The sequence below is a fragment of the Planococcus sp. TJ-307 genome (genome assembly GCF_058268435.1).
On the sequence record NZ_JBZDOJ010000002.1, the window covers coordinates 1,003,584 to 1,018,400 of the forward strand.

Here is a 14,817-nt window from a genome sequence, read left to right on the forward strand (position 1 = left end):
AAGGAGATTTTACATGTTAAATAAAAAATGGCCCAAACACACAATACTGGCAATCGCTATTATCGCCACTTGGCTAAAAACGTATATTGCCTATCAAACAGGCTTTTCCATTACGATTGATAACGTTATGCAGGAAGCGATTCTTTTTCTCAGTCCGCTAAGTCTGCTTCTCTTCTTATATGGATTATCATTGTTTTTCAAGCAGCAAAAGAACAAAAATCGTTACTTGCTGTTGATGACCCTGGTAACCTCCATTATTCTTTACGGCAACGTGGCTTTTTACCGATTTTTCAGCGACTTTATTACATTGCCAGTGCTATTTCAAACCGATAATTTTGGAGATCTCGGTTCAAGTGCTGCCGCAAGCATCTATCCAATGGATATCCTCTATTTCAGTGATTTCATCCTATTGTTGATAGCTGTCAAATTCCTTAATGTTAAGGAAGAAAACAAAGATTCACGGAGCAGCCACCGGAGAGCATATTTTGTACTTTCTGGCGCAGTGTTGTTTCTAAATCTTGGGTTGGCTGAGGCGGAACGCCCCCAACTACTGACACGCAGTTTCGACCGCGAAATGCTTGTAAAGAACTTAGGCATGTACAACTATCATTTGTATGATATCTACGTTCAATCCAAATCCCAAGCTCAGCGGGCATTTGCAGATGGATCCGAACTGACAGAAGTTCACAACTATGTTCGGGCAAATCAAGTTGAGCCATCAGAAGAAATGTTCGGAATTGCAGAAGGCAAAAATTTGATTGTCGTCACACTGGAATCGATGCAGAGCTTTACAATCAATGAGCAAATGAACGGACAGACCATCACCCCATTTCTTAACGAACTGACAGAAGATGAAGATACGGTTTATTTCCCGAACTTCTACCATCAAACAGGGCTCGGCAAGACTTCCGATTCTGAATTTTTGCTTGAAAACTCCCTCTATCCGCTAAGCGGTGGAGCTGTTTTCTTCACACATGGGGGCAACACTTATAATTCAATGGCTGAAAAACTTGGCAACCAAGGATATGCGACCAACGTCCAACACGCCAACAATAAAAGTTTTTGGAATCGCGATATGATGTATGAATCATTAGGAATTGATGAATTCCTAGATATTCAAAGCTTTACAGTTGAAGAAGGCCAGGCAGTCAATTGGGGAATGAAAGATATCCCATTCTTTGAACAATCGGTTGCCTATATGGCAGAAATGCCGCAGCCATTTTACAGCCGCTTAATCACCCTAACCAATCACCATCCCTTCACTTTGGATGAAGAAGACAAGCTGATTGATGAGTTTGATTCAAACTCTGGTACACTTAACCGCTTTTTCCAGACAAGCCGTTACTTGGACGAAGCTGTAAAAGAATTGTTTGACGATTTGAAAGAACAAGGACTTTACGAAAATTCGATCATTGTTATGTATGGAGATCATTATGGCATTTCAGAAAACCATAACGAAGCCATGGCGCAGTATCTTGGAAAAGAAGTAACGCCTTATGAATCGGCACAACTTCAACGTGTTCCATTTTTCGTTCATATCCCTGGTTCAGGAAAAGGCCATGTAAATGAAGAGATTGGCGGTCAAGTAGATATGCGACCGACTATCCTCAATTTGATGGGCATCGAATCGAATACTGATATGCAGTTTGGCAGTGACTTATTTTCCGAAGAACATGAAGAGTTCGCGATTTTCCGCGATGGTCGCTTTGTGACGGAAGACTATGTTTATGCTGGAAATACTTGTTACGAAAATGGTTCTGGCCAGCCTATTGACCGCGAACTATGCGCTCCGTTTATTGAACAGGCTTTAACAGAACTGAATTATTCAGAAACAGTGATTAATGGTGACTTGCTCCGATTTTACGATGAAGAAACGGGCCAATTAATCAACACAGATCAATAAGAAAAAAGGAAGATCGAATGCTCTCGGGCATTCGATCTTCCTTTTTTATGAAATGCATTAGTTACACAAACCGTTAAGCTTCCAGCTCTCTTTTCTTCTTGATACTGACTAAAGCGCCAACCAACACAATTCCTAACAACACTGCCCAGAAAATCAGTTTCCATTCGGTTGAATGAGCAAAGTCATACGGCAAAATTCCGAGCTTTTCGTGTGACAAGGTCAGGACAGTCAGTTTAACGCCTACCCATCCGACAATAATAAACGCAGTTGTTTCCAATTGTGGATAATCTGCCAACAGCTTGACGAATCTATGAGCTGCAAAACGCATAATGATAATACCGACTAAACCACCAGCAAGCATAACACCGAATTGCCCGCCATTGATTCCGCCAATTTCCATGTTTCCAAGGTGCGGTAATGTCATCGCCAGAGCAACTGCAGCCAGCATAGAATCGACAGCAAAAGCGATATCCGCCAACTCGACTTTCAATACCGTCATCCAAAACCCTGCGCCTTTTGTTTCTTCTGGTTCTAATGTATGTTCTTTCCCTTTTCGCTGATCGTAAATGTGCTTGAACGCGATGAATAATAAATAAGCGGCTCCTAAAGCCTGAATCTGCCAAACGTCAACCAGCAGGGTAATCATGAACAAAGCGGCAAAACGGAAAACAAACGCTCCAACCAATCCATAAAACAAAGCTTTCTTCTGCTGCTCTTTTGGCAAGTGCTTCACCATGACCGCCATTACTACTGCATTGTCTGCAGCGAGTAACCCTTCTAATGCCACCAGTACTAACAACACCCACAAGTACTCCAATAAAATTGCTTCCATTTTTCATCATCCCCCTAATTTTTGCCAACAAAAAAGACCCTTGCCTAATTAAAGGCAAAGGTCTCGCTAAGCAAATTTCTGCTATCACAACCGATGGCTATGAACCATGTAATGACGATTGTGAAATAGGTTTCCCTAAAGCTACTCCCCTTTGACGTGAAGTCAAAAGTATATTTCGTTGTATAAACAGAATAGCACAAGCTTGCTTTTTTGCATACATATTTTTTGTCGAAATTGTTAATTATTTCATTCTTTAATAGAATAGCTCTAACCTTCCATCAAACGTTCCTTTATTTCCAGTCCAATAAGCCATTTAAATCTGAAAAGACATGGTCTGGAGCCAATTCGAGTTCTTCTGCCGGCGAGTTTTTGCGATTGATCCAAGCTGTTTGAAACCCAAAGTTTTTAGCCCCTGAAATGTCCCAGCCGTTAGAAGACATGAACAGAATTTCATTTTTTTTGACGCCAAGTTTTTCCCACGCATACTCATACGCTGCAGGTGCGGGCTTGAACTGTTTGATTTCATCGACGCTAATTATATGTGAAAATAATTCGCTCAATCCAGCATTTTTAACCAAAGGATCAAGCATGTCGTGCGAACCGTTGGAAAAAACGACCAGGTTTTGTTCTTTAAGTTGAGTGAGAACTTTCTCCACTTCCTCATAAAGCGGCAAATGTAAATAGGCTTCTAGCAACTGCTGCTCGTTCTGTTCACTGCTTTGGAGTCTATTTTCTTTCAGAGTGTACTTTAATGCCTGCTTTGTAATGGTGTACAGTGTGGCATAGTTCTCCATCAGCTGGCGCAGCATAAAATATTCAACTTGTTTGGTTCTCCACGTTTGGCTGATCTTCTCGCCGTATCCCGGATAAAGATCCTCGCACTCTTTTTTGATTGCTGTTACATCGAACAATGTTCCATATACATCAAATACGAATGCTTTTATAGATGGTTCCATTAATACCCTCCTTTAGCGCTTTGCTTTATAGAAAAGCCTTTTCCATCTTATACCCCAAATCTATAGTGCTAGTCAGTCCTGCTAAACTTGGCAATAGCAGCCGATACATTATACTCATTTGGAAAGAATACCGTGTGCTTTACTTAATCAAAGTCAAAATAAAAAAAGCTCATAACTGAGCTTTTTATGTCTATCTATTAAATTAACTATTCAAGGAGTATCAACAAATTTACAATTCCCATTGATTGTCACTTAAAAGATTAGTCTTTATGAAAAATTCGTTCGAGTGACTCTTTCAACTGCGGTTTGACGCTAATTTTCGAACGAACTGCAGTCGCTTGGGCCTCTGCTTCCTCAATCGTATCGGCTTGGCCAAGTGCAAGCAGCGTGCCAATGGCAACAGTGCCCGTCCGATTGCTTCCTCCAGCACAATGGAAGTAGATTTTCTTGCCATCGTTAAAAGCATCTACTACTTGATCAATCGCATTTTTAACGGATTCATCCTGCTGTTCATCGGAATCGTCCACAATTGGGCTATGAACTCTTAGGTAATCGTAGTCGCCTTCTGTCGCTTCTGCGCGTAAATCCACGACCACATCAATTTTTTCATCTCTTGCAGCATTCGCAGCGTCGGCCGCTCCACCAATATAAATACGGCCTTGAATCAATTCTTGATATTCTTTCGTCATATGAATTCCTCCTGCCAAACTAAGTTACCTATCTACTTTCTCTGCTTTAGAATATCTTGATGAAAAACTAGCCGAGACACAGTACCTAAGCTTTTTTTACAAATCTCTTTCGTTTGTTTATTTGCCGGTTTCCGCAAATTGACGAATCCGCTCTCCAATTTCATCACGGACGGTTTGGAAGACCGTCCATTTTTCATCATCGGTGCCTTCTGCTTTCGCTGGGTCGGTGAACCCCCAATGATCGCGTTTCACGTGAGGCGGTGTCATCGGGCATTTGTCGGAAGCGTCGCCGCACAGCGTTACGACAAAATCGGCATTGTTCAAAATTTCCAAGTCAATGATATCGGAAGTTTGGTCAGAAATATCGATATCTACTTCGTTCATGGCTTTTACGGCGTTTGGGTTCAGTCCATGTGCTTCAATGCCGGCACTCAAGACTTGCCAATCATCCCCAAGAATTTGTTTTCCCCAGCCTTCTGCCATTTGGCTGCGGCAGGAGTTGCCTGTGCACAGAAAATACAAGGTTTTTTTCGTCATAAAAGTAAGCTCCTTTTCCAAGTCGAATAATAGATTAGATAATCAGCAGCCATAAGTAAAGTCCGGCAAGGGTTGCAATCAGCGTTGGAATCGTTAAAATGATGCCGACCTTGAAATACGTCCCCCATGAGATTTTCACCCCTTTTTGCGATAACACATGAAGCCAAAGCAACGTAGCGAGTGAACCAATTGGCGTAATCTTAGGCCCTAAATCTGATCCAATGATGTTCGCATAAATCAAGGCTTCGCGAATAGTTCCCGTTGTTTGGGTCTCAGAAATAGCCAACGCATTGATCATGACAGTTGGCATGTTATTCATGATTGATGACAGAATAGCTGCGATAAAGCCCATTGACATCGTCGCTACAAACAATCCTTGATCTGCAGCGGTTTGAATAACGTCTGCTAAAATGCTGGTCAACCCGACATTTCGAAGTCCGTAAACCACGACGTACATGCCGAGTGAGAAAAAGACAATGGCCCACGGTGCACCGCGCAAAATGATGCGTGTGCGCACAGCTGCGCTCTTCTGTGCCATCAGCAAGAAGAAAATGGCAATGACGCCCGCCACGATTGAAACCGGTACACCGATAAATTCACTTGAGAAATAACCGATCAGCAATAAGGCGAGAACTACCCATGACAGGCGGAACATTTTGTGATCTTTGATGGCGTCTACTGGTTTTTTCAAGTTTGTTGCATCGTAGTTTTTCGGAATATCTTTGCGGAAGAACAAATACAGTACCAAGATGCTGGATACTAAAGCAAAAAGATTTGGAACAACCATGCGTGAAGCATACTCGACAAATCCAATGCCGAAAAAGTCGGCTGACACGATGTTGACTAAGTTACTGACAACCAACGGCAGCGACGTGGTATCTGCAATAAACCCGCTGGCGATAATAAATGGAAAAATCATTTTTTCTGAGAAGTTCAAGTTTCGGACCATTGCCAGGACAATCGGTGTTAAAATCAACGCGGCTCCGTCATTCGCAAACAAGGCGGCTACAAACGCACCCAGAATGCTGACAAAGACAAACATGCGCAATCCGTTTCCTTTGGCGATTCTCGCCATATGTAAAGCTGCCCACTCGAAAAATCCGATTTCATCCAAAATTAATGAAATGATGATGATGGCAATAAAAGCAAGTGTTGCGTTCCATACAATTCCTACTACATCCCCTACATCTTGAAAATCGACTACCCCAACCAATAAGGCAAGTATTGCACCGCCAATGGCTGACCACCCAATCGATAGATTGCGTGGCTGCCAAATGACCAGTACAAGCGTGAGGAGGAAAATCACCGATGCTAAAACAACTTGTAACATATAATTCCCTCCATTATCTGCAACTAATGCGCAAACCTTGTTTTTCTAATTCCTGGATCCGTTCGTCCTGACTTGGTATGAATGCCAGAATGTGCAGGACCATTTCGTACATTGCACTGTCTGCGTTCAATGAATAAAAAATCCACTGCCCTTTTCGGTTTTCCTTCACCAATCCAACATCGCGCAATTTCCGCAAATGCTGGCTGATGGCCGGCTGTGTAATATTAAAAATTTCTACAAATTCACACACGCAGCACTCATTTTTTTCCAACAACTTCATCATCGAAAGCCGGGTTTTGTCTCCCAGAAGCTTTAACACGGTACTCGCCTGTTCGATTTCAATTTCCTTCGCTTTTACTTCCATCTTTTCTGTCACCTCATTCATTGGATTTTTAAAGCTTTGGAATTTCTGTTATTGCTGTTATTGAAACTTACAATATCATATCAGCATATACTTATATGTTCAAGGGCATTATTTTAATAATCAAAGCCCCAATACAAAAAGAACAGATTTATATGATCTGTTCTTTTACTATTGCAGCTAATTTTTGACTTCAAGTCATGATGATCTCCGGACGCCAGTTGTTTTTGTAGTTCTTCTCTGGAAACCATCCTCTACTAAGAATATAACCAGTCGCTGCAAAGGACAAAATCGTGAGCGGAAATGCTTCCTTGCCGACTAAAACTAAACCAACGACGATTGCGCTAAACGCCCACAGTATTGTTGCATAATAAACTTTCTGATAGCCAGTTTCTTTCAATAAAAGCAAAGATGTCAGTAAGGCTGCCGCTAGTATGCTTGCTTGCCAAACCGTACCCGCTGCACCAGTGACCGGCCATCCATAATAAGCAAGCGCAGAAGCCAGATTTGCGAACACTGCAACAGTTGTCCACCCATAGTACATGGCAAAGCTACCAGAAACGATAACGCGTTCTGCCGAATTGAATACTGAACCCTCGATTTCCAAAAAGATTGAGCGAAGGACTATTCCCATTCCGGCAAACACAGCAACAGTTCCCCAAAGCCACTCGTTTGAAGCACACCAAATCCAAAATGCAAAGCCTGCAAAAACCACCATGGACCTTAAAGCGATCTTATCGTAGACAACTCGAGAATAAGTAGCCGGCAGAAGCTGATAAATAGCGTAGGCAATCGTTCCAAGGACAATGACAGACCAGATGGAAAAAGCATAACCTGCGGGAGTGATCAAAGGATTTGCGCCTTCTCCTTCAAACAAGCGATTGTCCCCTCTTTGTGCAATCCAAACGGACACAGGCTGCAACAAAGAAAATGCCAGTACTGCTGCACGTTTCAGTTTAACAAAAACTTTTTTCAGCCACTTCAAGTTTGTTCCCTCCCAATTTATTTTATTGTATGATTAGCGCATAATTCTATTTCCCTTTATTATATACTGAATTATCAGTTTTAAAAGAATTCACTCTTCTAAACCAATTTGTAAATACTCAGCAGCAAATATTCCCTTAGCCTTATTAGGATTTATTAAGCAATCATTTGCGGTTTTAGTTGCATGTTCAACTAATTAATAATATATTTTCTTTATTCATTTTTATTGCATTTGCAATTAAGTTTGGTAAAAGAATATTCTATAGAGGAAGTATTAATGCTGTAAAGGAGCGACAATCCAGATGCCAACTATGATCAAAGAATGTACACTTGAAGACCTGTACGAACTTCAAACGATTAGCATCGAAACATATACCGAGACGTTTAAAGAACACAACACGCCTGAAAATCTTGCTGCCTATTTGGAACAAGCATATCCATTGGACAAACTCGAACGCGAATTGCGTGTACCTTTTTCGTATTTCTTTTTCATTTATTCGGACCAGCATCTTGCTGGATACCTGAAGCTCAACACCTATGACGCTCAGACAGAACCCATGGGTGAGGATGCACTGGAAGTTGAACGAATTTATGTAAGGAAAGCATTTCAAAAGTTAGGGATTGGCAAGGAACTATTAAACAAAGCAATTGAAATGGCGCGTCAACAAAACAAACAAACCATTTGGCTTGGTGTCTGGGAAAACAACGACAATGCGCTCGCATTTTATCGAAAAAAAGGATTTGTCCAGACAGGATCGCATTCTTTTTACATGGGAGATGACGAGCAAACGGATTTGCTCATGGCCAAGACACTTCGGTAATCCTTTTGAATGTTCAATCGATCAAGTTAATTGAAGTACTTTACCCAAGCATGTACAATACAAGGTAATTGCATATCTGAAATGTTTTCTAGGGTTCCGCAGCATTTACGCTGGTCTGGTCCGAGAGAAAACTCACAGCTTTGCTGTGTCACGGAAGGACAAAAGCCTGGGAGAAACTGTTTTTACAGTTCTCCCAGGCTTTTTTATTTTTATCACAACAATTAAGGAGGAAGTTAAAATGAATTCAAATTGGCTAAAAGTAATAATTGCTGCAGGTTTTGAAGTGATTTGGGTTATTGGCTTAAAACATGCGGATGGCTTTTGGGATTGGACAATTACAGTCATCGCAATTGCCATCAGTTTTACGGTCATGATCATGGCAGGACGTAAGCTGCCAGTCGGAACGGTTTATGCGGTTTTTGTTGGGCTTGGAACAGCTGGGACAGTCCTTTCTGAAATCGTCATCTTCAACGAGCCGTTCAGTGCAGCCAAACTTCTGCTGGTCGGCGTTTTGTTGGCAGGCGTCATCGGCTTGAAATTAGTAACGAAAGATCCAATTTCTGAAGGAGGAGAAGCATAATGGCATGGACTGCATTGGTTTTGGCAGGCGTATTTGAAATGTTCGGTGTGGCAATGATCAACAAGCTGCATAAAGACCGCAACTGGCAATCGCTTTTACTGCTGATAAGCGGTTTTGGAGCCAGCTTTGTGTTTTTGGCTTATGCCATGGAAACTTTGGCAATGGGAACAGCTTACGCCATTTGGACGGGGATTGGCGCCTCAGGTGGAGCCATACTTGGCATGCTTTTTTACAATGAAGAAAAAGACTGGAAACGAATTCTTTTTATTGCCATGGTACTGGGGTCGGCAGTAGGGTTGAAACTGGTTTCTTAATTGGAGAAACTTACCTCACCTATAAATCATACTAAAAAGGGTACAGAAACTGAACCTCAGTTTCTGTACCCTTTTTCAATAGATTCATATACCTTATTTTCGCGGCTTCAAAGAATTAATATCCTTTACTAATGCACTGACATGTTCCGCCTTAGTCGACCAGCTGGTGCAGAACCTGACAACACTCTCGGTTTCATTTATTTTTTCCCAAGTATGGAATGCGTATTTTTTGCTCAACTCTTCTATTTCCTCATTTTTAAGGAGTGGAAATTGCTGATTGGTAGTCGAATCATACCTCAATCTAATTCCATTGTTTTCAAAAGCTGATCGAAGGATCATCGCGGCATTTACCGCGTGCTTGGCCAATTCCATGTACAAACCATCTTGAAAAAGCGTCTCAAACTGAATGCCCAGTATGCGGCCTTTCGCCAAAAGTCCGCCTCGTTGTTTGATCATATAGCGGAAATCTTTTTTCAACGCTGGGTTTATGATTACTACAGCTTCTCCAAACAAAGCACCTATCTTGGTTCCACCTATATAAAACACATCACACAGTCTGGCGACATCTGCCAAGGACAAGTCGTTTCCTTCTGAAGCCAATCCGTATCCCAGCCTTGCACCATCCATCATTAAGAGCAACTCGCAATCAAGACATGCCTTCCGAAGTTCTTCCAGCTCTGTTTTGCTATAGGTAGTGCCCAATTCTGTTGGATTCGATATGTAGACCAAAGCCGGTTGGACAATGTGTTCGTGAGTAGGGTCGCTCCAATGTTCTTCATGAACTCGCCTAATCTGTTCTGCACGAATTTTTCCGTCTTCACTCGGCAAAACGAGCACTTTATGGCCTGTCGCTTCAATGGCGCCGGTTTCATGAACAGCAATGTGGCCCGAATGTGCAGAAATCACACCTTGGTGCGGCCGCAAAACTGAAGCTATTACGGTCGTATTGGTTTGCGTACCCCCTACTAGAAAATGCACATCTGCTGAGGGTGTCTCGCAAGCATCCTTGATTAACAATTTGGCTCGTTCACTGTATTCATCCGTTCCATACCCAGCGCTTTGTTCTTCGTTGGTTTCCAGCAGCCGTTCCAAAATTCGCCTATGTGCACCTTCTGCATAGTCATTTTCAAATCGAATCATTTCGTTTTCTCCCACCCTTTCAATTTTGAATAAATTCCAAGTATTGATGAGTTTATTTCAACCATTTAATTGTTTCATGACTCCCTCACTTGATAGTCCCGCCAGCAGCTCCATCAGCTTCTCCAGCGATGGCGCTTCCTCATCATTAAACCAATAGCTGAGTACGCCGATCATCGCTGATAATGCATATTCCAACGTATACTCCAATTCAAAGCCCTCTTTGGCTCCTTTGCCAATCAGGGCTCGTTTCATCAATGGCTTCATGCTGCCTTTGATTTTTGCTTGAAAGGCAGGATCACCGCGCTCTCCTAAAAGCACGCCAAGATATTTGCTGTGTTGTGAATAGACATTCACCAATATTTCGAATGGGAATGGATCGTCTACTGAAGACAATTGATTTATTGGGAGTTCCTGCAATTTGACAATCAACGCATTTTCGATCTGCTCCAGAATAGCGTAAACATCTGTAAAATACTCGTAGAATGTTGATCGATTGTATCCGGCTTTCGTGGTAATCTCTTTGACGGTTATTTTTTCTATTCGCTTTCCGCAATAAATTCCCCAAAAGGCATCGATTAAGTTTTGTTTTGTTTGAGCAGTAACAGATCCAATTTTTTTCATCTTTTTGCCCTCACCTTCTAGTTCTAAAATCCGACATTCCCGTTAAACTGTTGGTTGCTAGCGCAACTAGCCCAACTTACACTTAAATCATACGACAGGTTGTCGGACAAATAAACGTATAAAGATGAGGTGGATTCATATGACAGCAATAAATATTCAGCATCTTACAAAAGACTTTGGAAATAACAAAGGGATTTTCGATGTTTCTCTTCAAATCGAACAAGGTGAAGCAGTTGGCTTTTTAGGTCCCAATGGAGCAGGAAAAACGACGACTATTCGCCACTTGTTGGGATTTATCCGACCTCAAAGCGGAAAGTCCACTATCTTAAATTGGGATTGCTGGAGCAACCCCCAAAAAATACAACAGCATCTCGGTTATTTGCCTGCAGAAATTGCATTTCCTGAAAACATGACCGGCACACAGCTTATTCAGCATACCGCGAAAATGCGCGACCTATCGGATACCGCCAAAGCACAACGTTTAGTGGAAATGTTTGATTTAGATCCATCCCCTCCAATAAAGCGGATGTCTAAAGGAATGAAACAAAAAGTAGGGATTGTCTGTGCATTTATGCATGACCCTCAAGTCTTAATTTTGGATGAACCCACAACAGGTTTGGATCCTCTCATGCAATCGGTTTTTGTCAAACTGATCCATCAGGAAAAACAGCAAGGAAAAAGCATTCTGATGTCTTCCCACCTCTTTGAAGAAGTGGAAGAGACCTGTGACCGGATTGCCATGATTAAGGAAGGACGATTACTTTCAGCGATCGCTACTCAAGACTTTAAGCAGTTTGACAGAACTGCATTTAAAATAAACTTCCGGAACTTCCAGGACTTCCAATCCATTCAGAAAGAAAGCTTTAAAATTCGGGAAGCTTCTAAAGAAGATTTTCACATTGTCCTTGAAGTGAAAAATCAAGAAATCAATCAACTGCTGCGTGCTCTTTCTGAAAGGGAAGTCTCTTCTTTTCACGAAATAAAGAGCTCACTGGAAGAATCGTTCATGCGTTTCTATAAAGGAGGAGAAGATGACCATGTTTAACAAAATCCTGTTCACCCATTTGGTGAAAACAAACTTCAAAGTTTTCTTTATCATTGCAGGTGCTTTGTCTTTATTGATCGGGATTATTATGGCTATTTTCACTCCCGAAACCATGAATGAGATTGCACAAGCAAGCGCAGAAGGCCCCGTAAATCCATTAGGAGATATTTCAACACTCATCGCTTTTATTGCCAATCAATACTTTGGAAACTTCGCCCTGATTTTCGCTATGATTTATGCCGTTATTGTTGGGAATAAACTAGTAGCAGAGCAAGTGGATAAAGGCAGCATGGCTTTTCACCTTTCAATGCCTATCACGAGAACACAATATACCTTTACGAGTTTTGTTTACTTCGTTTCTTCCCTTACAGCTATTTTCATACTGGTATTTGTTATAGGTTATGGAATGGCAGAGCTTGTTCAACCTGGTGAATTGCCCATTGGAACCTTTTTTGCGCTCACGCTGGGTTCGCTATTATTGCACCTGGCAATCAGCAGCATAACTTTTTTTGCCTCCTGTTTATTCAACCGTTCCAGCAACTCTCTTGCATTGGGTGCCGGACTGACTGTATTTTTCTTTGCTGCGAATATACTTTCTGGAATGAATGACAGTTTGACTTTTTTTGAAAATTTGACGCTCATCACGCTGGTTGATTCCACCGCCATTATTCAAAGCGGCAGTTACGGAGTTCAGTTCTTTATTCTGGCTGTCATCTCATTTGTTTTTTATGTACTCGGCATTAGTGTATTTAATCGAAAAGATCTCACATTATAGACTGTTTTAAAACCTTCTCTTGTTAAAAATGAAATTTTTTCTGGCAGATCTTCAGTAAACTTCTGGTCTAGTGACAATTCATTTGAACCTATAAAAAAGAAACTTCATCTGAAGTTTCTTTTTTTCGATTACAGTATTTCATTCACATTACTGTTGTATGTTGGAAACGTCACGACAAAAGTTGTTTTCTCATGTGTACTTACTGCTTGAACTTGTCCCCCGTGCAACTCGACGATGCTTTTTACAATCGCCAATCCTAGACCAGAGCCACCAGATTCTTTTGACCGTGATTTCTCAACCCGGTAAAAGCGATCAAAAAGATAAGGAAGCTCAGCAGCCAGAATCTTGGGACCGTAATTGCTCATTTCAATTATAATCAGTCTATCTGAATCCATTACGCTTATATCAATGTATTTTCCATCTTTTCCGTACCGAATGGCATTTTGAATAAGGTTTTCAAATACCCTTACCAGTTTGTTGCCATCTCCCAAAACATACGGATCTGCTCCTGTTGATACAAAATTCCTTATTTCCATTCCTGCTTCCTGCACCTGTTGCTGATACTGCATAGCCAACTGGTTCAGCATTTCTACTGGGTTGATGGGCACTCTATGAGAAAGAGACTCTTTGTTTTGGACTAAGGTGTATTCAAATAAATCATTAATGACTTGATGAAGCCCTTGTGCTTTATTGTGCACAATTTGAACGTAATGGCGCATCTCGACTTCGTCTTTGTACTGGTCCCCATTTACAAGATCCAAATAACCGACAATGGACGTCAGAGGTGAACGAAGGTCGTGGGCCACATTGGTGATCAAGTCGTTTTTCAGTTTTGCGGACTCTTGTTGATCGTTGATCGCGTTCTCTGCTTGGGCAATGATTGTGTTTATCGTGCTTGCCCACTCGTTTAATTGGGGATCATCCACGTTTGCAACCCTTTCTCCAAAATGCCCTTTTGAGATGTGCTTGATTTCTTCAAGCATGTCTTTTCTTGAGCTTTTAACATATCTTCCTCGTTCATAACAATAGAACAGATAAAGAAAGCCCCCCCAAATCAGAACAACGAAAATAATCAATGCAGCAATCCCAAATGACCCTACTAGTTCTGCCAAGTCAGCCAGCCTGGAAGATTGGCTTTTCAATGCGCTGATGATCGTTGCTGTTACAATAAATACCAGATTCGTGAAAATAGCTGAGAGAATGAAGTACATTAGCAATTTCCATTTGGGAACAAACGCGATGACTTTATTCAATTTTGTACCCAACTCCCCATACTGTTTGAATAATGGCTTCTCCCGGCACCACTGACTCAATCTTGTCGCGAAGGTTTTTAATGTGTACCATTACTGTTTTATTTGAGCCCATGCTGCTTTCCTTCCATACTTTCTCGAATATTTGTTCTGAACTGAAAACCTTCCCTTGGTTTTTGGCTAACAAATACAAAATATCAAACTCAATCGAAGTGCATTTAATTTCTTTGCCGTTTGCCATAGCTTGATGGCTTTGCTTGTTGACCGACAGCGTGTTGATTTGAATAATGCCGTCCTCTTTGCTGTTTGGTTGGTAATTGGCTCTTCGCAACAACGATTTGACCCGGACCGTTAGCTCAAGCGGATTAAAAGGTTTGATCATGTAATCATCCGCACCTGTCATTAACCCCAAAATCTTATCCATATCCTGTACTTTGGCACTGAGCATCAGAATTGGCACCTGGCTGTTTGCGCGAATTTTTTTGCAAAATTCCAGCCCATCCATATTCGGCATCATCACATCCAACACGATGAGATCTATCGAATTCTGTTCGATGACTTTTAACGCTTCCACTCCATCCTGTGCCAGGAGGATCTCATATCCTTCGTTTTTCAAGTACACGCTCACAAGTTTAGCAATTTCCGCATCGTCATCAACAACCAGCACCGTACTGTTCAC

The 14,817-nt window shown here is 41.6% G+C and carries 17 protein-coding genes and 1 riboswitch; of the genes, 6 read left to right on the forward strand and 11 right to left on the reverse strand.

What is annotated here, in order from left to right; translation table 11 throughout:
* Positions 1 to 13 precede the first annotated feature (13 nt).
* The gene (locus AC4EHK_RS11350) at positions 14 to 1,903 is read left to right on the forward strand and encodes an LTA synthase family protein (RefSeq protein ID WP_490978890.1); all 1,890 of its coding nucleotides are present in this window, start codon (positions 14 to 16) and stop codon (positions 1,901 to 1,903) included.
* A 73-nt stretch (positions 1,904 to 1,976) separates the two neighbouring features.
* On the opposite strand, the gene AC4EHK_RS11355 is transcribed toward AC4EHK_RS11350, so the two are convergent.
* From AC4EHK_RS11355 to AC4EHK_RS11385, 7 genes are all read right to left on the reverse strand, one after another.
* Positions 1,977 to 2,735 carry a TerC family protein gene (locus AC4EHK_RS11355; RefSeq protein WP_490978891.1) on the reverse strand — a complete coding sequence of 253 codons (759 nt, stop codon included), beginning with the start codon at positions 2,733 to 2,735 and terminating at the stop codon, positions 1,977 to 1,979.
* Between the two features lie 290 nt (positions 2,736 to 3,025).
* Positions 3,026 to 3,691 (reverse strand): haloacid dehalogenase type II, encoded by a 666-nt coding sequence (locus tag AC4EHK_RS11360; protein WP_490978892.1) that lies wholly within the window; start codon positions 3,689 to 3,691, stop codon positions 3,026 to 3,028.
* A 260-nt stretch (positions 3,692 to 3,951) separates the two neighbouring features.
* Positions 3,952 to 4,380 carry a protein-tyrosine phosphatase family protein gene (locus AC4EHK_RS11365; RefSeq protein WP_490978893.1) on the reverse strand — a complete coding sequence of 143 codons (429 nt, stop codon included), beginning with the start codon at positions 4,378 to 4,380 and terminating at the stop codon, positions 3,952 to 3,954.
* Positions 4,381 to 4,497: 117 nt separating this feature from the next.
* The gene (arsC, locus tag AC4EHK_RS11370; RefSeq protein ID WP_490978894.1) at positions 4,498 to 4,917 is read right to left on the reverse strand and encodes an arsenate reductase (thioredoxin); all 420 of its coding nucleotides are present in this window, start codon (positions 4,915 to 4,917) and stop codon (positions 4,498 to 4,500) included.
* Between the two features lie 34 nt (positions 4,918 to 4,951).
* The gene (locus AC4EHK_RS11375) at positions 4,952 to 6,247 is read right to left on the reverse strand and encodes an arsenic transporter (RefSeq protein WP_490978895.1); all 1,296 of its coding nucleotides are present in this window, start codon (positions 6,245 to 6,247) and stop codon (positions 4,952 to 4,954) included.
* Positions 6,248 to 6,260: 13 nt separating this feature from the next.
* The gene (locus tag AC4EHK_RS11380) at positions 6,261 to 6,611 is read right to left on the reverse strand and encodes an ArsR/SmtB family transcription factor (RefSeq protein ID WP_490978896.1); all 351 of its coding nucleotides are present in this window, start codon (positions 6,609 to 6,611) and stop codon (positions 6,261 to 6,263) included.
* A 190-nt stretch (positions 6,612 to 6,801) separates the two neighbouring features.
* Positions 6,802 to 7,593: a TspO-related membrane protein gene (locus AC4EHK_RS11385; RefSeq protein WP_490978897.1), complete on the reverse strand. Its 792-nt coding sequence runs from the start codon at positions 7,591 to 7,593 to the stop codon at positions 6,802 to 6,804.
* Positions 7,594 to 7,894: 301 nt separating this feature from the next.
* Here AC4EHK_RS11385 and paiA point away from each other — a divergent pair, with 301 nt between their 5' ends.
* The 3 genes from paiA to AC4EHK_RS11400 all read left to right on the forward strand — a co-directional run bounded on the left by paiA (position 7,895) and on the right by AC4EHK_RS11400 (position 9,307).
* A complete protein-coding gene (gene paiA, locus AC4EHK_RS11390) occupies positions 7,895 to 8,413 on the forward strand; it encodes a spermidine/spermine N(1)-acetyltransferase (protein WP_490978898.1) in 519 nt (172 codons plus the stop codon).
* 77 nt (positions 8,414 to 8,490) lie between these two features.
* A riboswitch (guanidine-I (ykkC/yxkD leader) is annotated at positions 8,491 to 8,588 on the forward strand.
* Positions 8,589 to 8,651: 63 nt separating this feature from the next.
* Entirely contained in the window at positions 8,652 to 8,993 is a 342-nt protein-coding gene (locus AC4EHK_RS11395; RefSeq protein WP_490978899.1) for a DMT family transporter, read from the forward strand.
* On the forward strand, positions 8,993 to 9,307 hold the full coding sequence (locus AC4EHK_RS11400) for a DMT family transporter (RefSeq protein ID WP_490978900.1): 315 nt from the start codon (positions 8,993 to 8,995) through the stop codon (positions 9,305 to 9,307). The genes AC4EHK_RS11395 and AC4EHK_RS11400 overlap by 1 nt, the downstream gene beginning before the upstream one ends.
* A 93-nt stretch (positions 9,308 to 9,400) precedes the next feature.
* Here the strand turns inward: AC4EHK_RS11400 and AC4EHK_RS11405 are convergent, their stop codons facing one another.
* Together AC4EHK_RS11405 and AC4EHK_RS11410 are read right to left on the reverse strand one after the other, a co-directional pair.
* Complete coding sequence (locus AC4EHK_RS11405; RefSeq protein WP_490978901.1) at positions 9,401 to 10,447, reverse strand: threonine aldolase family protein; 1,047 nt, start codon at positions 10,445 to 10,447, stop codon at positions 9,401 to 9,403.
* Between the two features lie 57 nt (positions 10,448 to 10,504).
* Positions 10,505 to 11,068 (reverse strand): TetR/AcrR family transcriptional regulator, encoded by a 564-nt coding sequence (locus tag AC4EHK_RS11410; RefSeq protein ID WP_490978902.1) that lies wholly within the window; start codon positions 11,066 to 11,068, stop codon positions 10,505 to 10,507.
* A 139-nt stretch (positions 11,069 to 11,207) separates the two neighbouring features.
* Between AC4EHK_RS11410 and AC4EHK_RS11415 the strand changes: the two genes are divergently transcribed.
* Both AC4EHK_RS11415 and AC4EHK_RS11420 read left to right on the forward strand, forming a co-directional pair.
* Positions 11,208 to 12,113, forward strand: a complete 906-nt coding sequence (locus AC4EHK_RS11415) for an ABC transporter ATP-binding protein (protein ID WP_490978903.1) — start codon at positions 11,208 to 11,210, stop codon at positions 12,111 to 12,113.
* Positions 12,100 to 12,888: an ABC transporter permease subunit gene (locus AC4EHK_RS11420; protein ID WP_490978904.1), complete on the forward strand. Its 789-nt coding sequence runs from the start codon at positions 12,100 to 12,102 to the stop codon at positions 12,886 to 12,888. Before AC4EHK_RS11415 ends, AC4EHK_RS11420 begins: the two co-directional genes overlap by 14 nt.
* 128 nt (positions 12,889 to 13,016) lie before the next feature.
* Here the strand turns inward: AC4EHK_RS11420 and AC4EHK_RS11425 are convergent, their stop codons facing one another.
* Complete coding sequence (locus tag AC4EHK_RS11425) at positions 13,017 to 14,141, reverse strand: sensor histidine kinase (RefSeq protein WP_490978905.1); 1,125 nt, start codon at positions 14,139 to 14,141, stop codon at positions 13,017 to 13,019.
* A complete protein-coding gene (locus AC4EHK_RS11430; protein ID WP_490978906.1) occupies positions 14,134 to 14,817 on the reverse strand; it encodes a response regulator transcription factor in 684 nt (227 codons plus the stop codon). Before AC4EHK_RS11430 ends, AC4EHK_RS11425 begins: the two co-directional genes overlap by 8 nt.